This is a genomic window from Nocardia sp. NRRL WC-3656 (assembly GCF_000720265.1).
Lineage (GTDB): Bacteria > Actinomycetota > Actinomycetes > Mycobacteriales > Mycobacteriaceae > Nocardia > Nocardia nova.
Map to the genome: position 1 here is coordinate 35,933 of NZ_JOJF01000033.1, position 23,127 is coordinate 59,059.

Consider the following 23,127-nt stretch of genomic DNA (forward strand, 5'->3'; position numbering starts at 1 on the left):
GCGGTCAGCGGCCGGCGCGCGCCGCGGCGAGCACTCCGTGCAACCAGGGAGTGAAATCCGCTGGGGCGGAGGCGATATCGGCCTCCAGTCGATCGGGCTCCGCCCAGCGCACCGCGGCCACCTCGGCCGGGTCGGGATGGTCGGGCACGCCGGCGAACTCGCCGATCAGCACATGATCCCACTCGTCCTCGACCCGCCCGGTCGCCGGATCTTCGGCCCGATAGCGATAGACGCCGACCTCGCGCAGTTCCGCCCTCACCCGCAGTTCCTCACCCAGCCGGACCGCGGCGGCCTCGGCGAGGGACTGCCCCGGCGCCGGATGTCCGCAGCAGGTGTTGGACCAGCGCAGCGGGAACCGGGTCTTGACCGTGGCCCGCTGCTGGAGCAGCACCCGGCCGTCCGGCCCGAACAGCAGCACCGAGAACGCGCGGTGCAGCCGCCCGGGCGCGGTGTGGGCATCGGACACCGGGCAGATTCCGGTCGCGCGGCCCTGCTCGTCGACCAGTTCGACGGGCAGGGACTCGCGGTCGACCGTGCTGTCGGTGGGCAGGGACTCGCGGTCGACCATGCTGTCGGTGGAGGTGATGTGGGTGCCGGTCACGGTCCCACCTTATCGGCGGCTGTCACCAGGTGAAGGAACCTGCCCTCGCGATATGCGATCGGCCACGCCGGTGCCACCGCAGCCGGCCCGGGCCTCCGCCGGCCGCTCGCCGGGGCCGATATCGCTGGGGAAGCCCGCGCGGCGATCGGCCCGGGCGATGGCCGAAATCGCCGGCGCGGTGAATTCCTCTCCGCGGGAGAGGCCTTCGGGCGCCATCGCGGCCAGGTCGCCTACCGGCCGGGGCACGGTCGGCGATGCGGGACCGAATTCGCGAAAACGTGGCGCCGCCTGCCGCATCCGCACCCCGTCCGTGCGCAACCTGTGATCGCGGATGGGACCGATCACACCAGGCCCGCAGTAGGCTGTCGATGTGGCAGGCTCGACCCGCACGCAGGGGGCGTGAAGGTGTGAGCGCAGGGCGCAAGGGCTGGGAGTGGTTGTGAAATTCGATACGAGAACCCTGACGGGACCGGCGCGACGGTTGATGGCGACCGCGCAGAACGGTCTCGAGGTCATCCGTTTCGGCGGCCTCGCCCACGATGTGGAGTCCTCGCCCTTCGAGGTCACCGAGCGCAAGCGGATGTACCGGCTGCGCCACTACTTCCCGGACGACCCGTCCGCCGACCGGCCCGTCGCGCTGCTGGTGCCGCCGCTGATGGTCAATGCCGACATCTACGACGTCAACGCCGAGGGCGGCGCTGTCGGTATCCTGCATCGCGCCGGAATCGATTGCTGGGTACTGGATTTCGGCTCGCCCGCCACGGAGGAAGGTGGCTGGCAGCGCGATCTGGCCGACCACGTCCTCGCCCTGTCGAGCGCGATCGACACGGTCAACGAACTGACCGGCCACGGCGTGCATCTGATGGGGTACTCGCAGGGCGGCATGTTCGCCTACCAGGCCACCGCCTTCCGCTACGGCAAGGGCGTGCAGAGCATCGTCACCTTCGGCAGCCCGGTCGACATCGTCGCGGGACTGCCGTTCGGACTGCCCTACGGGCTGGTGTCGGAGGTGGCCGATTTCGTCGCCGACCACGTCCTCACCCGGTTGCCGATCACCGATGCGATGGTGCGCGTCGGTTTCCAGTTGCTCGACCCGGTGAAGACGGCGAAGGCCCGCATCGACTTCCTGCGCCAGCTGCACGACCGAGAAGCGTTGCTGCCCAAGGAACGTCAGCGCCGCTTCCTCGAACACGACGGCTGGGTGGGCTATTCCGGACCGGCGGCGGCCGATCTGCTCAAGCAGTTCGTCGCGCACAACCGAATGATGTCCGGTGGCTTCGTCATTCGCGATCAGCCGATCTCGCTGGCCGAAGTCAAATGCCCCATCCTCGCCTTCGTCGGCGAGGTCGACGATATCGGCCAGCCGGCCGCGGTGCGCGGCATCGTGCGCGCGGCGCCCAATGCCGAGGTCTACGAGGCCACGCTGGTGGCCGGGCATTTCGGCCTGGTGGCGGGCAGTACCGCCACCAACCAGACCTGGCCGCTGGTGCGCGACTGGGTGAACTGGCTGGGCGGGAACGCCGACCTGCCCGAACAGATCGCGCCCATGCACGAGCACGTCGCCGCCGACCGCCAGACCACCGCGGCCACCCGGGTCGTGCACACCGCGGCCACGCTGGCCGAGGCCGGCGCCGGAATCGGCGCGGCGTTCGGCAGCCTGGCCGGAAACGCGCTGCGCGGCTCCAAGGAGCTGACGGGGGAGGCCGCCCGTGCGCTGCCCCGGCTGACCCGGCTCGGCATGATCCAGCCGCACACCCGGATCTCGCTGGGCCGCCTGCTCGCCGAACAACAGCGCAGCGCGCCGATGCGCGAGCTGTTTCTCTTCGACGACCGGGTGCACACCCACGCCGCGGTCGGCGCCCGCATCGACAACGTGGTGCGCGGGCTGATCTCGGCGGGCGTGCGCCCCGGCACCCGCGTCGGAGTGCTGATGGAAACCCGCCCGAGCGCGCTGGCCTCGGTCGCGGCACTCTCGCGGATCGGGGCGGTGGCGGTGCTACTGGCGCCCGGCGGCGAGACCGCGCGGGCGGTCGAATCGACCGGGACCACGGTGATCGTGGCCGATCCGGAGAACCTGTCGGCCGCGGCCGCCGCCGGAACCCGGGTCCTGGTTCTCGGCGGCGGCAATGCCCGCACGCTCGACATCCCGGACGGCGCGGATGTCGTCGACCTGGAGCAGGTCGACCCGGCGGCGGTGGACCTGCCGGGGTGGTTCCGGCCCGATCCCGGATTGGCGCGCGAGCTGGCGTTCATCCTGGTCACCGGTACCGGCGACAAACTCGACCTGAAGTACATCACCAACCACCGGTGGGCGCTGTCGGCCTTCGGCACCGCGACGGCGGCCGACCTGGACCGTCGCGATACGGTGTATTGCCTTGCGCCGCTGCATCATTCGTCGGGCCTGCTGGTGAGTCTGGGCGGTGCGGTGGCCGGTGGCAGCCGGATCGCGCTGGCCCGCTCGCTGGATCCGCCCAGCTTCGCCGCGGAGGTGCACCGCTACGGGGTCACCGTGGTCACCTACACCTGGACCATGCTGCGCGACATCCTCGATGTGGAGACCTTCCCCGCCGGCCATTCGCATCCGATCCGGCTGTTCATCGGCTCCGGCATGCCGGCCGGTCTGTGGCGGCGCACCACGGAGCGGTTCGCGCCCGCGCGGGTGCTGGAGTTCTACGCCTCCATCGAGGGTGACGTCGTGCTCGCCAATGTGGCGGGCGTGAAGATCGGCTGCAAGGGCCGGCCGGTGCCGGGCACGGCGAAGGTGGAACTGATCTCCTACGATCCGATCGCCGAACAGATCGTCACCGACACCCGGGGCTTCGCGCGCCGTGCCGCCGACAACGAGGTGGGCCTGCTGATCGGGCGGGCCGCCGACACCGTCGACATCTCCCGCGGCGGCCTGCGTGGGGTCTTCACCGCCGGTGATGCCTGGATGCCGACGGAAAATCTGTTCCGCCGCGACAGCGACGGCGACTACTGGCTGATGGACCGCCGCGACACCGTCATCGCGACCGCCCGTGGGCCGGTCTACTCCCAGCCGATCGTGGACGCGCTCAACGACATCACGGCCGTCGATATGGAGGTCGCCTTCGGCCGCCGCACCCCGAGCACCACGCTCGCGGTCGCCGTGGTGAGCGTGCGCGCGGGCCACCGCCTCGAACCCGCCGACGTCACCGAGGGCCTGCGCCCCCTCGACCCCGCCCAGCGTCCCGACATCGTGCAGGTGGTCGACGAAATCCCGCGCAGCTCGAGCTTCCGTCCCGCCACCCACGCGGTGCGATCGGCCCTTCGCCTGGAACCGAACGAGAACACCTGGTACTACAACCGGGAATCGGAGAGCTACGAAGTGCTCACCCCGGAGGTCGCGGCCGCACTGCTGGGATAGGTGCCACGAGGTCTCCCACGCTCACACCGTGAACGCGGTGACCGTCTCGATGACGCGCGCGACCTGCTGATCGCTCAGATCCGGCCACAGCGGCAGGCGCAGCAGAGTCGCCGAGAATTCGTCGGTGCGCGGACAGGGAACGGTGGTGCGGCCGAGTTTCTGCCCGGCCGGGCTCGAATGCAGCGGCACGTAGTGGAACGGGGCCGAAATGCCTTGTTCGCGAAGGTATCCGATCAACGCGTCGCGGGTGTCCTCGGTGGGGGTGCGCAGGTAGTACAGATGCGCGGTGTGCTCGCGATCGTCCGGTACCCGCATCAGCCGCACGTCGTTGCGTGCTGCCCACTGCGGCAGTGCGGCGGCGTAGGCGTTCCACACCCGCATGCGCCCGGCCTGGATCCGGTCGAATTCGGCCAGCTGCGCATCGAGCACCGCGGCATTCAACTCACTGGGAAGATAACTCGATCCGATGTCCTGCCAGGAGTACTTGTCGACCGCCCCACGCAGGAACCGGGCCCGGTCGGTGCCCTTCTCGCGGATGATCTCGGCGCGCCCCATCAGGATCTCGTCGGTGAGCAGGAGGGCCCCGCCCTCACCGCAGTGCACGTTCTTGGTGTCGTGGAAGCTGAGCGCGCCCACCGTGCCGATCGTGCCCAGCGGCCGTCCGCGCCACCGCCCGCCGAGGCCGTGCGCGGTGTCCTCGACGATGGCCAGGCCGTGCACCTCGGAAATCTCGAGCAGCCGGTCCATATCGGCGCCCACTCCGCCGTAGTGGATGACCACGATCGCCTTGGTGCGTTCGGTGACCGCCGCGGCCACCGACTCCGGATCGAGGTTGCCGCGCTCGTCGATATCGGCGAAGACGCAGGTGGCCCCGCGCATCGCGACCGCCGTGGCGGTGGAGGTGAAGGCGAAACTGGGCACGATCACCTCGTCGTCGGGCCCCAGTTCGAGCAGCAGCCCGGCCATCTCCAGCGCATGGGTGCACGAGGTGGTCAGCAGGGTGTGCGGGGCGCCGGTGATGGCGCGCAATTTCGCCGTCGCCGCCGCGGTGAACGGCCCGTCGCCGTGACTGTGGTCGGAGGCCAGGACGGCGGCCAGATTTGTCAGCTCGGCCTGGGCGCGGTAGGGACGGCTGAAGAGGATGCGGTCAGTGCTCACCCGGATTGTGTCCCCCGATTGCTGCGGCCGTGGTCGGAACCCGCGCCTCGGCATGCGGACGCGGTGTCGGGGAATCTACCGTCAGATACAGCGGTTTGCCCACCAGCACGTGCAACGCCACACCCAGATACTCCGCGATCAGGCCGAGCGAGAACAGGATCGCGCCCGAGACCAGCAGCAGCACCACGATGATCGAGGCCCAGCCCTCGGGGTCGTGACCGTTGCCGAACAGGGCATTCCAGATCACCACGGCGGCCATCACCGCACCACCGGCGGCCAGGGTCACGCCCAGCAGGCTCACCAGGCGCAGGCCGCGGGTTCCGCTGCACAGCACCATCTTCCAGAACAGCGAGAACAGCCGGCGGTAGTTGTAACCGGACTCTTCGCGGCCCTCCGCGCGCAGGACCACCGGCGCCTGCGCGGTGTTGTCCACCACCCAGGTCAGCGCCACATCCAGATACACCCCGTTGGAGGCGACCTCGGCGAGCTGACGGCCGATATCGCCGCGGATCAGCCGGTAGCTTTCGAAACGGGTGGAATCGGGGAAGGCGAAGACCGTCGCCAGCACCACCTTGGCGCCGCGTGAGGTGAGGTTGCGCAGCACGCCGTGCGGGCGGGTGTTGGTCGGCTTCGAATAGACCAGATCCGCGCGCTGCGCGAGCGCGGTGTCGAGGAAGGCGCCGATGAATCCAGGATCGTGTTGGCCGTCTTCGTCCATCGTGACGATCCATTCGCCGCGCGCGGCGGCCATACCGGCGATAGTGGCCGCGTCCTGGCCGAAGTTGCGGCTCAGCCAGATCACGCGCACCTGCGGGTATTCGGCGGCGAGCCGCTGCAGCACGACGTCGGAGCGGTCGGGGCCGTGATCGTGGACCAGCACGATCTCCTCGACCGCGAAGCTGTTGCCGTCCGGCGTGCGCGAGGACTCCGCCAATCCGTGCAGTTCGGCGACCAGTCCGGCGATGGTCTGCTCGCCGCGATACACCGGGATCACCACCGAGACCGCATGCACTCGCTCGCCGCCGCCGGTGACCGGCGGGTGAACATTCGGTGTCGAAGCCTGCCCGGCGGCAGGGGGATATGCGGTTGCGGACGGAATCGGCATCAGCTGGTTCGACTTTCGATGACGGTGCGCACCGGAACTCCTCGCCTGTATCCAGAGCCCGAATCGGGGTGAACTCTAACACGCCGCTGGTCACCGGCTTCGGCTCCGCGAGAGGGGCGGCGGTTCCGGGGGCGATGCCCGCGAGCGCGCGGGCGGGTAGGGTCTGTCAATCGTGGTGGAAAGTGCAGTGTCGACGACGGCGCTCGCGGAGCCCGGGAAGGATCGGCGCGATGTCGCCGTCGAGAATGGGCGGCCCGCCGCTCCCCGGCCCGAGTCGAGCGTCGTGGGGCATCCGCGGCGGACCGTGTTCCGATGGGGAGCGGTCACCGCGATCGGGGTCATTGCCGGATATGTCGCGGTGCTGCTCGCCAACGCGCGGCACTTCTACACCGACGACACCGAATCCCAATACACCCCGCTGTGGGTGATGCTCGGCCGGCACCTACGCGAGGGCCATCTGCCGCTGATGGTGCCCGAACAGTGGATGACCGGGAACTACACCATGGAAGAGGCGGGCCTGTTCAACCCGCCGCAACTGCTGATCGATCTGATCGCACCGTCGGTGGACAACCTCGCGCTGCTGGCGACGGTCGTCAAACTGATCTTCTCGATCATCGCCGCACTCGGCGTGTACCGGGTCTGCCTGGTCTACGGCAGTCGCGCGTCCTGGGCCGCCGTGGCGGGCATCGCCTTTCCGCTCTCGGGCTGGTTCCTGTTCTTCGACGAGGCCAGCTGGGTCACCTCGCTGACCGGCACCGCCTGGATGCTGCACGCCTGGGCCAGTGCCGTCCGCTACGCCCGCGGCCCGGCCGGCGATCGGTCGCGCTACGGCGGCACCCGCGGGTACGGGCCGATTCCGTTGTTCGTCTATCTGTATCTGGCGATTTCGGTCGAATACGTCTTTCCGGCCGTCGAGGCGGCGCTGATGCTGGTCGCCGTGGCGGTGGGAGAGCTCGTCGTCCAACGCGCCTGGCGCCCGGTGCTGCGGGTGGCGGTGGTCGCGGGCGCGGCCGGTATGGCCGGTTTGATGACGTATCTGCCGAGCATGTTGTCCGCGGCGGTGAGCTGGCGGGGCAACTCGCAGATCAACAACGACCGTTTCCTCACGGTGCCGTGGTCGGAATCGCTGAATGCCAGCCTGCCCTCGGCGATGCCTGCGTTCACCTCCTGGTGGGGGTATGTGCAGCCGCTGCCGGTCACCTATATCGCGTGGTTCCTGATTCCGGCGCTGGCATTCGTCGACTGGAATCGCGCGCGCCGGGTGTGGCGGGAACTGATCTCGGTGGCGCTGTTCGCGATCATGTTCCTGATGTGGACGGCCGGACCGGGCACGGTCGGCCCGCTGCGCTGGCCGGCGCGGGTGCTGCCGATGGTGGCGGTCGGCCTGCTGATCCTGGTCTGCGTGCTGCTGGGCCGATTCGGCACGGTGCGGGATTGGCGCCCGCGCGCGGTGGCGGCGGCGGTGCTGATCGGATTGCTCTGGGTGCGAACGTTTTCCGCCGACCCGCACCACATCTGGTGGCATGTGCTCTCCGCGCTCGCGGTCGCGGCACTGGGCGCCGGCGTGGTGTGGCTGTGGGCGCGGCGCGGAAGTGGGGCGGCCGCGCTGGCGACCGTCGTCGCCATGCTCCCGATCGCCTATCTGCAGGTGAGTCTGGTCCAGCCGACGCCGATGGGCTGGAATCTGCCCGTGCACCGCTCCGAGGCGGAGGCGGCGTTCCCGGCATTCGACGGTGTCACCATTCAGCTCGGCGACCGCGGCCTGCTGCAGCCGGCGGACAAGAGTCTGCAGGGCGCCTACGGATCGCTGGTGTTCGGCAACTTCGCCAAGGACGTGCATCGCAACTACGTCAACGGCTACACACCCAACGGGCACTACTGGTTCGGCGAAATGCTGTGCATGCGCTGGGATTCCAGCGTCTGTCCGGACTCGTTCCGGCGGCTGTTCACCCCCGAGCCGATCACCGGCCGTGCCCCGGTGGACCTGATGAAACTCGACCGGGTCGTGCTGCAGCGGGCGATGTTCCCCGACCTCGGGAACCAGCCCGCGCCGCCCGGCTGGAAGTGGGTCGGCTATCCGGGCCACGAACGCTACATCTGGGTGCTCGAGCGGGAGCAGGGTCCGGTCTCGACGACGAACGGCCGCATCTCCGACGCGCACGACGTACAGGCGACTTCACTGTCGGAATCGGACCGCACCAGCCGGGTGCGCGTGAGCTCGGCCGACGGCGGTCGCGTGGTACTCGCGCGGCTGAACTGGCCCGGCTATCGCGCCACCCTCGACGGCCATGAACTCCCGATCCGCGAGATCGCGAAATCGATCATCGCCGTGGATATCCCGGCCGGCACCCGGGACGCCACGCTGGAGGTCTCCTGGGAGCCGCCGGGCTGGCGTATCGGTGTCGCCGGCGCGGTCGGCGGCCTGGCGCTGCTGGCGGTGATGCAGTGGCTGTACCTGCGTTCCCGCCGGCGCGCGAGCGGACCCGCCGATCCGGTGAAACAGGAAGCAGCGGAAGTGGTTTCGTGAGCGTCGGCGCGGACGGAACGGCCGCGGCGCGGGTGGCGGGGGAGCCGGACACCCCGCCACCGGGTCTGCTGCTGCGACTGATTCGCCGCCAGGAGATCGCGTTCGCCGCGGTCGGGGCGGCCAACACGCTGCTGGGCATGGTGCTGACGGTGATGTGGCTGAAGGTGCTGCCCGGCGGCTGGCCGCCCGCGGTGGCGGTGGCACTGGCCTACGCGATCAGCATCGTGTTCGCCTTCTTCGCCCATCGCACCCTGGTCTTTCGAGTGCGCGGTCACCTGATCGCCGACTTCCTGCGATTCGTCGCGGTCAACTCGGGCGGGCTGATCTTGAACATGGCGGGCGTGCAGGTCGCGGTCGGGGTGTTCGACCTGCCGGAGACCCCCGCCACGGTGGTCGTGATGGGCGCGGTGGCGGTGCTCAGCTTCTTCGGGCATCGGCACATCTCGTTCCGGCGGGCAGCCCGGCCCGCGGATTCGACGGGCGGGTAGGTTGTCGGATATGGCGGAGCAAACCCTGGACCCGACGTTGTTGAGCCTGCTGGCCTGTCCGGAGGACAAGGGGCCGTTGTCGCTGGTGCGCGACGCGGAGGGCAACAGCGTGCTCTACAACCCGCGCCTGCGTCGCGCCTACCCGGTCGACAACGGCATCCCGGTGCTGCTCGTGGACGAGGCCCGTGCGGTCGGCGACGCCGAGCACGAGGCCTTCACCGCCCAGGGCTGATTCCGGACGGCGGTAAGTCCGCCCAGCCGCCGGCGACGGGCAGATCGCCCGTCAGATAGCGCTGGATGGTCGGCCCGACCGCCGCGGCCAGCTCGTCCAGCGGCATCGACGCCACGGGTTCGACCTGCAGAATCTTGCGCGCAACCAGCAGGCCGATCATCTGCGACACGGCCAGCACCACTCGCGTGGTCCCGCTGCCCGGTGGCGAATCCACCTTCTCCCGAACATCTTTCAGCGCGACCTCCAGCAGGAAGCTGCGGGCGAGCGCGGCATCGCCGCCGGCAAGGATGCCGCGGAAGGCCGCGACCGCGTGCACGCCGACCGAGGAATCCCACGCGCCGACCACGGTCCGGACCACGGTCTCGCCGAGCCGGTCGGGTTCGGCGGCCCGGATCGGCGCGCGGATCAGCTCCGGATCGATCGGCAGATTCAGTGCGGCGGAGAACAATTGCTGTTTGGTGCCGAAGTAGTGATGCACCAGTGCGGGATCGACCCCCGCCGCGCCCGCGATCGAGCGGATCGACGCCTTGTCGAATCCGACCTCGGCGAAACGGGTGCGTGCCGCATTCAGAATCGCCTCCCGGGTACCCGATTCACCGGCCCGCCGCCCACTGCGGGCGCTCACACCCTCGGTCACATCGCTCATGCTGTTCGCCTGCGTAGGGTGGCGGCGCCCAAAGCCAGCGCGACAGCGGCGAATGCGGCGACGATGCCGAGATCGCGCCACATCGCGGCGGTCGCGCCCGGATGCCGGGAGACCTCCTGCAGCGCGTCGACCGCATAGCTCAGCGGCAGCACATCGCTGATGATCTCCAGCCAGCGCGGCAGCTGATCGCGCGGCACCAGCAGCCCGCAGAGGAAGAACTGCGGGCCCACCACCAGCGGCATGAACTGCACGGCCTGAAATTCGGTGCGCGCGAAGGCGCTCGCCAGCAGTCCCAGCGCCACGCCCAGCACCGCGTCCACCACGGCGATCAGCAGCACGAGCCATGCGCTGCCCGCGGCATGCAATCCGAGCAACCAGAAGGAGACCAGACACGCCAGACCCGCCTGCGCCGCCGCGGCGATGGAGAACGCCGTGCCGTATCCGCCCAGCAGATCCAGCTTCGACAGCGGTGTGGTCATCAGCCGCTCCAGCGTGCCCGAGGTCCGCTCGCGCTGCATCGCGATCGCGGTGATCAGGAACATCACGATGAAAGGCAGGATGCCCAGCATGCTGATGCCGACGCGGTCGAACAGCGACGGCGCTCCCGGCATCGTCGGCGTCTCGTGATAGACGAAATACAGCAGTGCCATGAGCAGAGTCGGCACCAGCAGCAGCATGGCGACGGTGCGCCGGTCCGCGCGCAACTGACGCAGGATGCGCGCCGAGGTCGCGGTGTAGCAGCGCAGCGGCGGGCGTGACGGCGGGGCGAATGTCGTTGTCATCGCGGCTGTCCCATCGTGATCAGGGCGAGAAATGCGTTCTCCAAACTGGTTTCGCCGGTGTCGGCGCGCAGTTGGTCGGGAGTGAGCTGGGCCAGGAGATGGCCGTCGCGCATGAGCATTAGCTGGTCGCAATGCTCGGCCTCGTCCATGACATGACTCGACACCACGAGTGTGCGGCCCTGAGCGGCGAGTTCGTGGAACTGCTTCCACAACTCGACCCGCAGCACCGGATCCAGTCCGACCGTCGGCTCGTCGAGGACCAGCAGTTCCGGATCGGCGACCAGCGCACACGCCAGCGATGCCCGGGTGCGCTGCCCGCCGGAGAGTTGATTGCCGCGATGCCGGATATGCGGGCTCAGGCCGACCTGTTCGATCGCCGCGTGCACCGCTTCGGAGTCGCGGCCGTACAGCGCGGCGAAGTAGGAGACGTTGTCCAGCACGCTGAGATCGTCGTAGATACTCGGCGCCTGGGTGACGTAGCCGACGCGCGCACGCAGTCCGCGGGTGCCGGCTTCCTCGCCGAGCACCCGCACACTGCCGGCCTCGATCAGCTGGGTGCCGACGATGCTGCGCATCAAGGTGGTCTTACCGCAGCCGGAGGGCCCGAGCAGGCCGGTGATGCTGCCCGCCGGAACGGTCAGCGAAATATCGTGCAGCACTTCATGTCCCCCGCGACGCACCCGCAGGTGCTCGACGGTGATCGCCGGGGACGAATCGGGGTTCGCCACGGTCCACCTCTCACGTCACACGACCGGCGAGATTATTCACCGAGCGTTGAATTCATTGTGTGGTGAATTCTGCCTGGGGTCCGGTCGCGACGCAAGAGGGATCAGTGGTGATCGCGCGGCGGCGCCGCGGCGGTCCCGCCCGGCTCGACCACGCAGCCGTCCGGACCGCAGGTCTCGCCGTCGCTGAGCACCTGCAGCGCGGGGGCCTGATCTGCCCACGCCCGCTCCAGTGCCTGCGTGAACACCTCCGGCGGCTGAGCCCCCGATACGCCGTAGGTGCGGTCGAAGACGAAGAACGGCACGCCGGTCGCACCGAGTTCGGCGGCGGTCTGTTCATCGGCGCGCACCGCCTCGGCGTAGGCCCGCGGGTCGTCGAGGGTCGCGCGCACCTCGGCCGCGTCCAGTCCGGCTCGCGTGGCCAGTTCGATCAACCGTTCCCGGTCCCCGAACACCGGCCGCTCGTCGGCGAAATTGCCCTCGTACAGCGCGTCGAGCAGTTCCTCCTGCCGCTCGCGCTCCAGTGCGAAGTGCAGCAGCCGATGCGTGTCGAAGCTGTTGCCGAAGTCGCGTCCCTCGGTGCGATAGGGCAGGCCGACGGCCTGCGCCTGGGCCGCGATGCCGCGTTCGTTGGCAGCTGCCTGAGCCTCGCTGATGCCGTACTTCTCGGCGATATGGGCGACCACGGGGCCGCTGTGCCCGGCCGGCAGTGTCGGATCCAGCTCGAAGGATCGATGCACGACCCGCACCTGGTCGCGGTGCTCGAAGCCGGCCAGCGCCTGCTCGAAGCGCCGCTTGCCCAGGTAGCAGAACGGGCAGTTGATATCGGTCCAGATCTCGACCTGTACGGCCATGGTCACCTCATTCGCGTCTTCCGGAAGTCCCGACATGTCAACCGGGCGGGTATCCGGCCTGTTCCCGAGAGTGTGATCGGCATCACATCGGGACGTGTCACGAAAGCCGCGGCCGACTTGTCCCATCACCGAATCGCACAGTCGACCCGCCGCGAAAGGACAGGACCATGAGCGACACCCAGCGCAGTGATCGGAAGACCCAGCGCAGCAACCACGAGACTCGGTTCGAGCCGGACGCCGGGCGTCCGCACGAGATCGTCGTCCTCGGCGCCGGTTACACCGGAATGCTGGCGGCGATCCGGCTCGCGCGCCGCACCCGCAAGCAGGCGGTGCACATCACGCTGGTCAACCCGTCGGACCGGTTCACCGAACGGCTGCGTATGCATCAGGTCGCGGCCGGCGCCGAACTCGCCGATCACCGGATCCCGGACCTGCTGGCCGGAACCGGTGTGGCCTTCCGCCGCGCCGCCGCCACCGCGATCGACCCGGTCGCCCATCGCGTGATCTGCGACGACGGCGTCGAACTCGGCTACGACACCTTGGTCTACGCCCTCGGCAGCCGCGCCGACACCACCACCGTGCCGGGTGTGGCCGAGCACGCGTGGACCCTCGACGATCCGCGCACGGCGCATCGGATGTCGCAGCGTCTCGCCGAACTCGAGGCCGGCGGGGGAGCGGTCGCGGTCTGCGGCGGTGGTCTCACCGGCGTCGAAGCCGCCACCGAGATCGCCGAATCCCACCCCGCCCTCACCGTCACCCTGATCAGCACCGGTGAACCCGCCGCCATGCTGGGCGAGCGCCCGCGCGCCTACGTCGAGCGTGCCCTGGACCGCCTGAACATCGTGCGCCGCAGCGGAACTCGCGTCACGAAGGTGCTACCCGACGCGGTGCGCCTGGACAGCGGCGTGATGGTGCCCGCCGGGCTGACGCTGTGGACCGCGGGAGTGCGCGTAGCAGCCCTGGCCGCCGCGGCCGGCATCACCACGGATGCGGCGGGGGCCGTCGTCACCGACGCGACATTGCGGTCGGTCTCGCATCCGGACATCTACGCCATCGGCGATGCCGCCGCCATCACCCAGCCGTGGGGGCGTATGCACGGCACCTGCCAGAGCGGTATGCCGACGGCCGCCTACGCCGCGGACGCCATCGCGCGGCGGCTGCGCGGAAAGTCGGTGCGGCCGTTCCGGTTCGGATACTTCCATCAGCCGGTCAGCCTCGGCCGCCGCGATGCGGTCATCGGATTCACGCACGCCGATGACAGCCCCCGCCGCGCCTACCTGAAGGGCCGCGCCGCGGTGCGCTACAAGGAGTTCGTGAGCAGCAGCCCGGTCCCCACATTCCGGCTGAGCCGCCGCGCCAATGTGTCGGTCACGCTGTCGCGAGGGGGACGCGCGACGCGCGCGGCCGGCCGGATCGCGGCGTGAGGGACCTGCACCGATATTGCGGGCCCTCGATCGATCGGGAGAGGATGAGCGCATGGACGGTGACGCCGAGGACGCCGGTGCGGTGACCGCGCGGCCCGCGGACCCACCGGCGGACCCCGGCGATGCGTTCGACACGCATCGCCCGCTGCTGTTCGCCACCGCGTATCAACTGCTCGGCAGTGTGGCCGACGCCGAGGACGTGCTGCAGGACGCCTGGCTGAAATGGCACGAGGTCGACCGGGAGCGGGTCCGCCACCCCAAGGCCTACCTGGTGCGGACGGTGACCAACCTGTCGTTGAACCGGCTCACCAGCGCCCGCGCGGTACGCGAAACCTATGTCGGCCCGTGGCTGCCCGAACCGCTGCTCAGCGAACCCGACGCCACCGAGCGCGTCGAAATCGTCGACACGGTGTCCACGGCCATGCTGGTCGTGCTGGAGACACTGGGCCCGGTCGAACGGGCGGTGTTCGTGCTGCGCGACGTCTTCGGATTCTCACCCGCCGAGATCGCCGGCTTTCTCGATCGCCCCGAGCCGACCGTCCGGCAGATCTCGCATCGCGCCCGCAATCATGTGCAGGCGCGCCGGCCCCGCTACGACACCGATCCCGTTGCGCGGCAGGAGATCACCGAGCGGTTCCTGGCGGCCGCCAACGGCGGCGACGTCAACGCGCTGATGCAGCTGCTGGCCCCCGACGTCACCCTCTGGAGCGACGGCGGCGGCAAGGTCACCGCGGCCCGCCGCCCGTTGCACGGCCCCGACCACGTCGCCCGCTGGCTGCTCGGTGTGCTGGCCAAACCCATCCTGACCGGGATCCGAATGCGGGCCGCGGTGCTGAACGGCGAACTGAGCGTGGTCGGCGAGATCGGCGGATTCCCGGTCGGCGCGCTCACCTTCGACATCCTCGACGGTCGGGTGCAGAACCTGCGCTTTCAGGTGAACCCCGACAAACTCGCCGGGCTGCGCCCACCGCAGTAGAGCCGGTACCACCGATTCGCCCGAAATGTCCTGTGCGGCTACGGGATGCGCTATTTTTGTCATCCGCCGGGACAGTTCCGGCCGAAATTAGAATGGTAGGAGTTTCACAAGTGCACAGCGTAGCGAGCCGCACCCGCCGAACCACCCTGACCGGCTGGCTGCTCGCCACCGGTGTCGGCTTTGCCGCCGTCTTCGCCCCCACGGCGACCGCGACGGCCGCCCCGGCCTTCATCTCCTGCCCCGCAGGCGATTACGAGAACGTCGACCACGCCTGCGTCCCGCGTCCCGGCTCGGATCCCGACGGCGCGACCGCGCAGTGCGGCGACGGCACCTACAGCTACAGCCGCCACCGCAGCGGAACCTGCTCCCATCACGGCGGTGTCGAGCGCTGGCTCTGACCGAACCCCGTCCACGGCGGGCGTGGCGTCGGTCACCACGGGTGCTCGAGTAAGAATGAGAACCCGTGTCTGCCGAGGAACTCGCCGTGGAACCGCTGGCCGCCGCTCGCCGCGTACTGGGCGCGACGATGCGGTCCGGCCCGGTCGCCGTGCGCATCGTCGAGGTCGAGGCGTACGGCGGTGACCCGGCCGGACCGTGGCACGACCCGGCGGCCCACTCCGGCCGCGGGCGCACCCCCCGCAACGCCGTGATGTTCGGTCCGCCCGGCGTGCTCTACGTCTACTTCAGTTACGGCATGCACACCTGCGTGAACGTCACCAGCGGCCCCGACGGCGTCGCCAGTGCCGTGCTGCTGCGGGCCGGCGAGGTGATCGAGGGCCACGAGGCCGCGCGCTCCCGGCGCCCCGCGGCCCGTGCCGATACCGATCTGGCGCGCGGGCCCGGCAACTTCGGCAGTGCCCTGGGAATTTCGCTCTCCGACTACGGCACCGCCCTGTTCGACCCCGCGGCGCCGATCAGATTGGAACTGGGCCCCGAGATCACCGACTCCGCCGCGATCGGGGTGGGCCCCCGCGTCGGCGTGAGCCTGGCCGCCGACCGCCCGTGGCGGCTGTGGTTGCGCGACTCCCCGGCGGTCTCGGCCTACCGCCGCAGTCCGCGCGCCCCGGAGGTCGGGCGGTCGGCCTGAGCTGTCAGCTCGTCATCTCGGCGCGGATCCGCCCGCGCTGCGCGGCCGCGATCGTCGCCGCCGATTCGGCCGCCGCGACCGTATCGGCGACGGCGAGTGTCCATCGAGTGTCACCGCCGACCCGGAACTCGCCGTAGACCACGTATTCCGCACCCGCGCCGGCGGGCAGCCGATGGTGGGTAGACTGCAAAGGCTCGATCGAGATGCCGTGTGCGGCAACTATTTCCGTGAGCTGATTGGCATCGGCGGCCGTGCAGGTCGTCTCGATTTCGGCCCGGGCATTCGGCGCGGTGATCACCACGTCGCCGGACTCGCCGAATCGCCAGTGGATCCGGCCTCCGGCGCAGTCGATACCGTCGCCGGTCGGGCCGTACACCTGCTGCAGCAGCTCCCACAACCACCGCGCACTCACCTCGGCGCCGGTATCGTCGGTATGGCGTTGCACGTGCCGGGCGAAGTCGATCTGCAACCGTCGCGGCAGCTCCAGTCCGTATCCGGTCTGCAGCAGATACGCGATACCGCCCTTGCCGGACTGTGAATTCACCCGGATCACCGCCTCGTAGCTGCGTCCGACATCCGCCGGGTCGATGGGCAGATACGGCACCTGCCACTCGATCTCGGATTCCGGCACCCCGGCCAGCTCGGCCCGCCGGCGATGGTCGGCGAAACCCTTCTTGATCGCATCCTGGTGCGTCCCGGAGAACGCGGTATAGACCAGATCGCCGACGTAGGGGTGTCGCTCCGGGATCGGCATCCGCGTGCAGTACTCGACGGTGCGGCGAATGCCGTCGATATCGGAGAAATCGATCATCGGGTCCACACCCTGGGCGTGCAGATTCAAGGCCAGCGTCGCGATGTCGACGTTTCCGGTGCGCTCACCGTTGCCGAAGACGCAGCCCTCCACGCGCTGGGCTCCGGCCAGCATCGCCAATTCCGCGCAGGCGATGCCGGTGCCGCGGTCGTTGTGCGGATGCACCGACAGGATCACACCGTCGCGGCGGCTCAGATTGCGATCCATGTATTCGATCTGGTCGGCGTAGACATTGGGCGTGGCCACCTCGACCGTCGCCGGCAGATTCAGCACCACCGGGCGCTGCGGGCCCGCGTCCCACAGCTGCGTCATCGCATCGCACACCTCCAGCACGAAATCCGGTTCGGTGAGCATGAAAACCTCGGGGGAGAACTGGAATCGCAGATTCGGCCGGTCGCCGGCCAGCCGCGCGATCTCGCGGCCGCCCGCGAGGATCATCTCCGCCACCTCGGCCCGGGACCGTCCGAGCACGACATCGCGCCACAGCGGCGCGGTCGCGGTGTACATGTGGATCACCACGTCGTTGGGGATCCCTTCCACCGACTCCAAGGTCCGCGCGATCAGATCGGCACGGGCCGGGGTGAAGACGACCAAGGTGACGTCGGCGGGCGCGAGCTCGGCGTCGCGGATCAGGCGGACGAAGTCGAAATCGGTCTGCGAGGCACTCGGGTAGCCGACCTCGATCTCCTTGTAGCCGATCGCGACCAGCATCTCGAAGAATCGGCGCTTCCGCACCGGATCCATCGGTTCGGCGAGGGCCTGATTGCCGTCGCGCAGGTCGACCGGCACCCACAGCGGGGCGGATTCGAGGCGTTTCGAGGGCCAGTTGCGCTCGGTCAGCGGCACCGAAACTCGGTGATACACATCGTGATAGCGATGCGAGGGCATGGCAGAGTGGCGCTGGCGATTCCAGCGGGGAGTGTGGTCGGGCACGGGATCGGCTTTCTGCGTCGGAGGTGTCGACCGGCGCAGCCCAGCAACCCGCGGGCAGGGTGCCGGTCGTTCAGACCCCGCCGCGGCGGCCGAGCAGAAGCAGTCCCTGTCCCATGTCGGCTACCATAGCGAGTAACAACTCCTCAGACAAGTAGAGAGGTGAGGGCCGATGGCGACCGTGCAGAGGCAACCGCTGGCGGCCCAGGCCGCTCAGCTCCTGCTCGACCGGATCCGCTCGGGTGAATGGCCGCTAGGACACAAACTGCCGGGCGAGACGACCCTCGCGGCCCAGCTGGGCGTGGGACGCTCCACGCTGCGCGAGGCGATCCGGGAACTGTCCGGTCAGGGCGTGCTCGAAAGCCGCCAGGGGGCAGGCGTTTTCGTCACCGCGCTGGAGGTGGCCGAAGACTGGGACGAGGTGCTGCGCCGTGCCGACATCGCCGCCGTCATCGAGGCCCGCATCGCCATCGAGGCCGAAGCCGCGGCTCTGGCGGCGCAGCGGCGCACCCCCGCCGACCTGCGGATCATGCGGAAGGCGCTGGCGGTGCGTGCCGGATCCGACGATTCGGTCGACCATCTCGTCGACGCCGATACCGCCTTTCACCGCACGGTGATCGCGGCGGCGCACAACGAGGTGCTGTTGCAGTTGTTCGACGCATTCGTCCCGCGCGTGCACCGCGCGATGACGCAGATGCTGCGCATGCGGCCGATGGCCGATCCCGCCGCGGACCATCACGCCCACGAGATGCTGTTCGAGGCGATTCGCGATCGGTCGGCCGAGACGGCGGCCACAGCCAGCCGGGTGCACCTGAGCGCCCTGAGATCCGCTTTCTCCTGACCGATGAATTCTTCCGGGGTGGCCCGTCTTCTGTGGTGAGCGCGCTCGAACCGACACCGAGCATCCGGAAGGACACCGAATCATGACCGCCATCACCGCCTCCGCCCCGTCCGTCGCCACTCGTCCCGGCAAGATCCGCACGCGCGTGCTGTGGACCCTGCAGATCGTGCTGGGCCTGTTCTTCGTCGTCGCCTCGGGACTGCCGAAGGTGGTCGGCCAGTCCGACGCCGTCCGCATCTTCCACGACATCGGCTGGGGCGACTGGTTCCGCTATTTCACCGGCCTGGTGGAGATTTCGGGCGGTATCGGCCTGCTGGTGCCGCGCCTGTCCTGGCTCGCCGCCGCCGGGCTGTCGATCACCATGGTCTGCGCGGCTGCTACCCAGGCCTTCGTCATGGACGCACCGGCGGGCGCGATCTTCCCGCTGATCCTGATGGCGGTCTTCGCCTGGATCGCCTACGAACGCCGCCCCGCACACTGAACTCGCACCCGCCCGATGGGCCCGCTCCGGAAAACACCCGGCGCGGGCCCATCGACATGCCGGCTGAAGGCTCGTCAGCCGCCTGCTCCAGCGTCCCGTTCCGGTTCCGCCGCAAGGGTTTCGGTGCGCCGATGCATACCGGGGCTGACCCCGTAACGCCGTTTGAACGCGGCACTCAGACTGAACGCCGTCCCGTAACCGACCTGCCGCGCGATCGACTCGATGGTGGCGTCGGTCCCGCGCAGCAGGTCCGCGGCTCGCGCCAGCCGCCATTCGGTCAGGTAGGCGATCGGCGGATCCCCGACGAGTTCGGTGAACCGGCGCGCGAGCGCCGCCCGGGACGCGCCGACGGTCGCCGCCAGCTCGGCGACCGTCCAATCGTGGGCGGGATTGTGCTCGAGCAGCCGCAACGCCTGGCCCACAACGGGATCGGCGTAGGCGCTGTACCACTGCGGCGCCTCCGCCCGCGCGAACCAGGTGCGCAGTGCGGCGATGGTCAGCAGATCCAGCAGCCGGTCGAGCACGGATGCCTGCCCGGGGATGTCGCGGCCGGCTTCGTCGACCAGCAGGCCGAGCAGACGTTCGTCGACCTCGTGACCGTCGAGGACGGCCCGCGGCGGCAGTGCGCGCAGCAGACGGTCGCTGACCGTTCCGGCGACCTCGTAGGTTCCGGTCAGCAGCGCGGTGGTTCCGGCCGCATTCGTCCCCCAGCTGCGAACCCCGAGATCCCATGTCTCACAGAGCAGTTCACCGTCCGGAGTGGTCGTGGTCTGCCCGGGGTGAACGATCGCCTGCGGCGGGGTCGACGGTTCGTCGGCCACCGTGTACGGATCCGGACCGCGCAGAATCGCGACCGCACCTTCCTCGAGCCGGATCGGATCGTCGCCGTCCGGTACGAGATAGGCGTATCCACGGGTCACCACCACCACCGTGAGCGGCGCCCGGTCCTGGATCCGCAGCGACCACGGCGGGTCCAGCAGCGAGCGCATCACGAACGCACCGCGAGCGCGCGGGCCGTCGAGCAGGTCGGCGAGGGCATCCATGCCACGACGATCGCCCATGGCGGCCGGTGCGGCAACCGGCTTCCCAGCACCGGCGGGACGACGGAACCCCGGGAAATCACGCACGATCACCGGCATCGCCGATCACCCGCGCGGCACACCGGCCGGCTCGCCACCGTCGGTCACCGGCCACCCGCCCTCGGCCGCGGTCCGGCGGGCATAGTCGGCGAACGATCGCGGCGCCCGCCCCAATGCCCGCTCGATACCGTCGGTGACGGCGGTGTTGCGGCCGTCGAGAACCGTCCCGAACAGATAGGTCAGCGAGTCGACCACTTCCCGAGGCAGTCCCATCTCCGACATCGCGGCGGCGTATTCGTCCAGGCTCGCCGGCCGATACCCGATCGCGCGACCGGTAGCGGCGGCGATCGTGGCCACCGCCTCGGCGAAGGTCAGTGCCTGCGGCCCGGTCAGTTCGTAGATCTCACCGGTATGCCCGTCCTCGGTGAGTGCGGCGACAGCGACATCGGCGATGTCCTCTGCGTCGACGAACGGCTCGGCGACCGTATCGGCGGGCAGTGTCACTTGTCCCGTCGCGATCTCCTCGGCGAGAAAATCCTCGCTGAAGTTCTGTGCGAACCAGCTGCACCGCACGACGGTCGTGGCCAGGCCGCTGCGCAGGGCGATCTCCTCACAACGCTGCGCTTCCGGCTCGCCCCGGCCGGACAGCAGAACCAGTCGCCGCACCCCGGCCCGCCGTGCCACCGCGGTCAGTTCGCTCACCGCCTCGTCGGCGCCCGGGGCGGCAAGATCCGGCTGGTAGGCCAGGTAGATGGATCGAGCGCCGTCCAGGGCGGCCGACCAGGTCGTCCGGTCCTCCCAGTCGAACGGGATCGCCGTCGAACGGGAGGCCGGGCGCGCCTCGATGCCGCGCTCGGCCAGACGCGCCACGACCCGCCGACCGGTCTTCCCTACGCCGCCCAAGACGACGACGGGGCCCACGGCCGTGTGGTCGGGGCCGGTCTTCGGGGTGGACGTGCGGTCGGTGCCGGCGTCGGCGGAAACCGTTGTGGTGCCGAGGGTTTCGTTGTCGATCATGGTGTTCTCTGTCATGTATCGAGTACATCCGGATCCGAGGCGATCGGCCATGGCCCGGACGCTCGCACACATACGCACGCGTCCACGCTCCGCTCGCGGACTGCCCAGCCGACGATCGTCGAGCATCGGCCGGGCCCCCGACGCATCGGCGCGGTTCATTCCTGGCCGAACGGCCCGCCCGGCCCGGACATCGCCGACCCAGCGCAGGCGAGCGGGCTCGGTGCGGAAAGATGGGAGGGCGTGAGCGCCGACATCATCGACGAACTGACCTGGCGTGGGCTGATCGCACAGTCCACGGATCTGGACGCCCTGCGGGCCGAAACGGCGAAGGGCCCCATCACCCTGTATGCGGGTTTCGACCCCACCGCGGCGAGTCTGCACGCGGGCCATCTCGTTCCGCTGCTCACGCTCAAACGCTTCCAGCAGGCCGGACACCGCCCGATCGTCCTGGCCGGCGGCGCCACCGGTCTGATCGGTGACCCCCGCGACGTGGGGGAGCGGGTGATGAACTCGACCGATACCGTCGCCGAGTGGGCCGACCGGATCCGCGGCCAGCTGCAACGTTTCGTCGACTTCGACGATTCGCCGACCGGCGCGATCATCGCCAACAATATGGACTGGACGGGCAACCTCAGCGCCGTCGACTTCCTCCGCGATATCGGCAAGCACTTCTCGGTGAACGTGATGCTGGCGCGGGATACCGTCAAGCGCCGCCTCGACGGCGACGGCATCTCCTACACCGAATTCAGCTACATGCTGTTGCAGGCCAACGACTTCGTACAGCTGCGCCGCGCCCACGGCTGCCGCCTGCAGGTCGGCGGCTCCGATCAGTGGGGCAACATCATCGCCGGCGTCGAACTCAACCGCCGCCTCGACAGCGAACAGGTCCACGCCCTGACCACCCCGCTGGTCACCTCCGCCGACGGTAAGAAATTCGGCAAGTCGACCGGCGGCGGCAGTCTGTGGCTCGATCCCGAGATGACCAGCCCGTACGCCTGGTACCAGTACTTCGTGAACACCGGCGACGCCGACGTGATCCGCTACCTGCGCTGGTTCACCTTCCTCGACCGGGAGGAACTGGCCGAACTCGAGACCGCGACCGCCGAACGTCCGCATGCCAGGGAAGCGCAGCGTCGCCTGGCCGCCGAGATGACCACGCTCGTGCACGGCGAGACGCACACCCGCGCGGTGCAGCTGGCCAGCCAGGCGCTGTTCGGCCGCGGCGATCTGCACGACCTGGACGAAGCGACACTCGGCTCCGCGCTGGCCGAAGCCGCGGGTGAGGGCACTGTGGCGGAGGCCGGCCCCGAATCGACGATCGTCGATCTGCTGGTCGCCTCGGGACTGTCGGACAGTCGTGGCGCAGCTCGCCGGGCGGTCGCCGACGGCGGCGCCTCGGTGAACAACGTCCGCATCTCCGATCCGGAGTGGATGCCCGCCGACACCGACTACCTGCACGGACGCTGGTTGGTTTTGCGGCGCGGCAAGAAGAACTTCGCAGGCGCGCGCCGGGCCGGGAGCTGATCTGGCCATGACCTGAGTCACATCCGTGTGATTCGGGTCGGTCACCGGCCCGGAGCGGGGCCGGTGACCTGCGAAAATGCGAGCCGACGTGGCGATTTGACGTTCTGTTCTCCGCCACGTAACTTATTCCAAGTCAGAGCGACACGGACACCGACCCGGAGCCGAGAGGCCCGGGACAACGAGGTCGGACGAGGAGCGCCTGACGGCCAGTAGGACCCAGAGATCGTGAGTTGACTTCGCGAGCTTCAGTGGTTAGGCTGGAAAAGTTGCCTCTCAAGAAGGTCGGTTAACCGGCCGGACTGTTTGTGCGCCTGTTCTTTGAGAACTCAATAGTGTGTCGATGAATGTCAGTGCCAAATATTTATTTTGGTTCCGTTCATCCTCCCCCCGTGAGGGTGACGGACATTTTTGCTTCGGTGGCAAATCTAGAGTCTTCAACGGAGAGTTTGATCCT

General features: G+C 69.3%; 21 protein-coding genes. 11 read left to right on the plus strand and 10 right to left on the minus strand.

Annotation, left to right across the window (positions count from 1 at the left end):
• Positions 1-4 precede the first annotated feature (4 nt).
• Positions 5-601, minus strand: coding sequence for an isopentenyl-diphosphate Delta-isomerase (gene idi / locus IG65_RS0129650; protein WP_231509513.1), 597 nt, complete (start codon positions 599-601; stop codon positions 5-7).
• Positions 602-1,034: 433 nt separating this feature from the next.
• Between idi and IG65_RS0129660 the strand changes: the two genes are divergently transcribed.
• Positions 1,035-3,986, plus strand: coding sequence for an AMP-binding protein (locus IG65_RS0129660; protein ID WP_030518251.1), 2,952 nt, complete (start codon positions 1,035-1,037; stop codon positions 3,984-3,986).
• A gap of 21 nt (positions 3,987-4,007) precedes the next feature.
• On the opposite strand, the gene rffA is transcribed toward IG65_RS0129660, so the two are convergent.
• Positions 4,008-5,144 (minus strand): dTDP-4-amino-4,6-dideoxygalactose transaminase, encoded by a 1,137-nt coding sequence (gene rffA, locus IG65_RS0129665; RefSeq protein WP_030518252.1) that lies wholly within the window; start codon positions 5,142-5,144, stop codon positions 4,008-4,010.
• A complete protein-coding gene (locus IG65_RS0129670) occupies positions 5,134-6,156 on the minus strand; it encodes a glycosyltransferase (RefSeq protein ID WP_081879864.1) in 1,023 nt (340 codons plus the stop codon). Before IG65_RS0129670 ends, rffA begins: the two co-directional genes overlap by 11 nt.
• Positions 6,157-6,553: 397 nt before the next feature.
• Here IG65_RS0129670 and IG65_RS0129675 point away from each other — a divergent pair, with 397 nt between their 5' ends.
• Genes IG65_RS0129675 through IG65_RS0129685 form a run of 3 tightly spaced genes read left to right on the plus strand, consistent with a single transcriptional unit; the run spans position 6,554 to position 9,496 of the window.
• Positions 6,554-8,776: a membrane protein gene (locus tag IG65_RS0129675; protein WP_030518254.1), complete on the plus strand. Its 2,223-nt coding sequence runs from the start codon at positions 6,554-6,556 to the stop codon at positions 8,774-8,776.
• Positions 8,773-9,264 (plus strand): GtrA family protein, encoded by a 492-nt coding sequence (locus IG65_RS0129680; RefSeq protein ID WP_369801612.1) that lies wholly within the window; start codon positions 8,773-8,775, stop codon positions 9,262-9,264. Before IG65_RS0129675 ends, IG65_RS0129680 begins: the two co-directional genes overlap by 4 nt.
• A gap of 10 nt (positions 9,265-9,274) precedes the next feature.
• Positions 9,275-9,496 (plus strand): Trm112 family protein, encoded by a 222-nt coding sequence (locus IG65_RS0129685; protein ID WP_030518256.1) that lies wholly within the window; start codon positions 9,275-9,277, stop codon positions 9,494-9,496.
• On the opposite strand, the gene IG65_RS0129690 is transcribed toward IG65_RS0129685, so the two are convergent.
• The 4 genes from IG65_RS0129690 to IG65_RS0129705 all read right to left on the minus strand — a co-directional run bounded on the left by IG65_RS0129690 (position 9,480) and on the right by IG65_RS0129705 (position 12,503).
• On the minus strand, positions 9,480-10,142 hold the full coding sequence (locus IG65_RS0129690) for a TetR/AcrR family transcriptional regulator (protein WP_051757202.1): 663 nt from the start codon (positions 10,140-10,142) through the stop codon (positions 9,480-9,482). The genes IG65_RS0129685 and IG65_RS0129690 overlap by 17 nt on opposite strands.
• Positions 10,139-10,924 carry an ABC transporter permease gene (locus IG65_RS0129695; RefSeq protein ID WP_051757205.1) on the minus strand — a complete coding sequence of 262 codons (786 nt, stop codon included), beginning with the start codon at positions 10,922-10,924 and terminating at the stop codon, positions 10,139-10,141. The genes IG65_RS0129690 and IG65_RS0129695 overlap by 4 nt, the downstream gene beginning before the upstream one ends.
• On the minus strand, positions 10,921-11,652 hold the full coding sequence (locus IG65_RS0129700) for an ABC transporter ATP-binding protein (protein ID WP_030518259.1): 732 nt from the start codon (positions 11,650-11,652) through the stop codon (positions 10,921-10,923). Before IG65_RS0129700 ends, IG65_RS0129695 begins: the two co-directional genes overlap by 4 nt.
• Positions 11,653-11,753: 101 nt before the next feature.
• Positions 11,754-12,503 (minus strand): DsbA family oxidoreductase, encoded by a 750-nt coding sequence (locus tag IG65_RS0129705; protein WP_030518260.1) that lies wholly within the window; start codon positions 12,501-12,503, stop codon positions 11,754-11,756.
• A gap of 167 nt (positions 12,504-12,670) precedes the next feature.
• Between IG65_RS0129705 and IG65_RS0129710 the strand changes: the two genes are divergently transcribed.
• The 4 genes from IG65_RS0129710 to IG65_RS0129725 all read left to right on the plus strand — a co-directional run bounded on the left by IG65_RS0129710 (position 12,671) and on the right by IG65_RS0129725 (position 15,990).
• Positions 12,671-13,927, plus strand: coding sequence for an NAD(P)/FAD-dependent oxidoreductase (locus IG65_RS0129710; RefSeq protein WP_051757208.1), 1,257 nt, complete (start codon positions 12,671-12,673; stop codon positions 13,925-13,927).
• Positions 13,928-13,979: 52 nt separating this feature from the next.
• A complete protein-coding gene (locus tag IG65_RS0129715) occupies positions 13,980-14,903 on the plus strand; it encodes an RNA polymerase sigma-70 factor (RefSeq protein WP_030518262.1) in 924 nt (307 codons plus the stop codon).
• A 110-nt stretch (positions 14,904-15,013) separates the two neighbouring features.
• Entirely contained in the window at positions 15,014-15,301 is a 288-nt protein-coding gene (locus IG65_RS0129720; RefSeq protein WP_231509515.1) for a DUF3761 domain-containing protein, read from the plus strand.
• A 65-nt stretch (positions 15,302-15,366) separates the two neighbouring features.
• Positions 15,367-15,990, plus strand: a complete 624-nt coding sequence (locus tag IG65_RS0129725; protein WP_030518264.1) for a DNA-3-methyladenine glycosylase — start codon at positions 15,367-15,369, stop codon at positions 15,988-15,990.
• Positions 15,991-15,994: 4 nt separating this feature from the next.
• Here IG65_RS0129725 and IG65_RS0129730 read toward each other — a convergent pair whose 3' ends face one another.
• Positions 15,995-17,689 carry a 2-isopropylmalate synthase gene (locus IG65_RS0129730; protein ID WP_051757209.1) on the minus strand — a complete coding sequence of 565 codons (1,695 nt, stop codon included), beginning with the start codon at positions 17,687-17,689 and terminating at the stop codon, positions 15,995-15,997.
• Between the two features lie 214 nt (positions 17,690-17,903).
• Between IG65_RS0129730 and IG65_RS0129735 the strand changes: the two genes are divergently transcribed.
• Entirely contained in the window at positions 17,904-18,572 is a 669-nt protein-coding gene (locus IG65_RS0129735; RefSeq protein ID WP_030518266.1) for a FadR/GntR family transcriptional regulator, read from the plus strand.
• A gap of 82 nt (positions 18,573-18,654) precedes the next feature.
• Positions 18,655-19,053, plus strand: a complete 399-nt coding sequence (locus IG65_RS0129740) for a DoxX family protein (protein WP_030518267.1) — start codon at positions 18,655-18,657, stop codon at positions 19,051-19,053.
• A 74-nt stretch (positions 19,054-19,127) separates the two neighbouring features.
• Here IG65_RS0129740 and IG65_RS0129745 read toward each other — a convergent pair whose 3' ends face one another.
• A complete protein-coding gene (locus IG65_RS0129745; RefSeq protein ID WP_030518268.1) occupies positions 19,128-20,096 on the minus strand; it encodes an AraC family transcriptional regulator in 969 nt (322 codons plus the stop codon).
• 102 nt (positions 20,097-20,198) lie between these two features.
• On the minus strand, positions 20,199-21,164 hold the full coding sequence (locus tag IG65_RS0129750) for an NAD(P)H-binding protein (RefSeq protein ID WP_231509517.1): 966 nt from the start codon (positions 21,162-21,164) through the stop codon (positions 20,199-20,201).
• 225 nt (positions 21,165-21,389) lie between these two features.
• Between IG65_RS0129750 and tyrS the strand changes: the two genes are divergently transcribed.
• On the plus strand, positions 21,390-22,673 hold the full coding sequence (gene tyrS, locus IG65_RS0129755; RefSeq protein WP_030518270.1) for a tyrosine--tRNA ligase: 1,284 nt from the start codon (positions 21,390-21,392) through the stop codon (positions 22,671-22,673).
• Positions 22,674-23,127: the final 454 nt, after the last annotated feature.

What these genes read in the sequence shown, in the direction of transcription:
- IG65_RS0129745 (WP_030518268.1), bottom strand. Translation starts at nt 20,096, where the DNA reads ATGGATGCCCTCGCCGACCTGCTCGACGGCCCGCGCGCTCGCGGTGCG.
- IG65_RS0129740 (WP_030518267.1), top strand. Translation starts at nt 18,655, where the DNA reads ATGACCGCCATCACCGCCTCCGCCCCGTCCGTCGCCACTCGTCCCGGC.
- IG65_RS0129710 (WP_051757208.1), top strand. Translation starts at nt 12,671, where the DNA reads ATGAGCGACACCCAGCGCAGTGATCGGAAGACCCAGCGCAGCAACCAC.
- IG65_RS0129750 (WP_231509517.1), bottom strand. Translation starts at nt 21,164, where the DNA reads ATGACAGAGAACACCATGATCGACAACGAAACCCTCGGCACCACAACG.
- IG65_RS0129685 (WP_030518256.1), top strand. Translation starts at nt 9,275, where the DNA reads ATGGCGGAGCAAACCCTGGACCCGACGTTGTTGAGCCTGCTGGCCTGT.
- IG65_RS0129705 (WP_030518260.1), bottom strand. Translation starts at nt 12,503, where the DNA reads ATGGCCGTACAGGTCGAGATCTGGACCGATATCAACTGCCCGTTCTGC.
- IG65_RS0129695 (WP_051757205.1), bottom strand. Translation starts at nt 10,924, where the DNA reads ATGACAACGACATTCGCCCCGCCGTCACGCCCGCCGCTGCGCTGCTAC.
- IG65_RS0129690 (WP_051757202.1), bottom strand. Translation starts at nt 10,142, where the DNA reads ATGAGCGATGTGACCGAGGGTGTGAGCGCCCGCAGTGGGCGGCGGGCC.
- IG65_RS0129735 (WP_030518266.1), top strand. Translation starts at nt 17,904, where the DNA reads ATGGCGACCGTGCAGAGGCAACCGCTGGCGGCCCAGGCCGCTCAGCTC.
- IG65_RS0129715 (WP_030518262.1), top strand. Translation starts at nt 13,980, where the DNA reads ATGGACGGTGACGCCGAGGACGCCGGTGCGGTGACCGCGCGGCCCGCG.
- IG65_RS0129730 (WP_051757209.1), bottom strand. Translation starts at nt 17,689, where the DNA reads ATGCCCTCGCATCGCTATCACGATGTGTATCACCGAGTTTCGGTGCCG.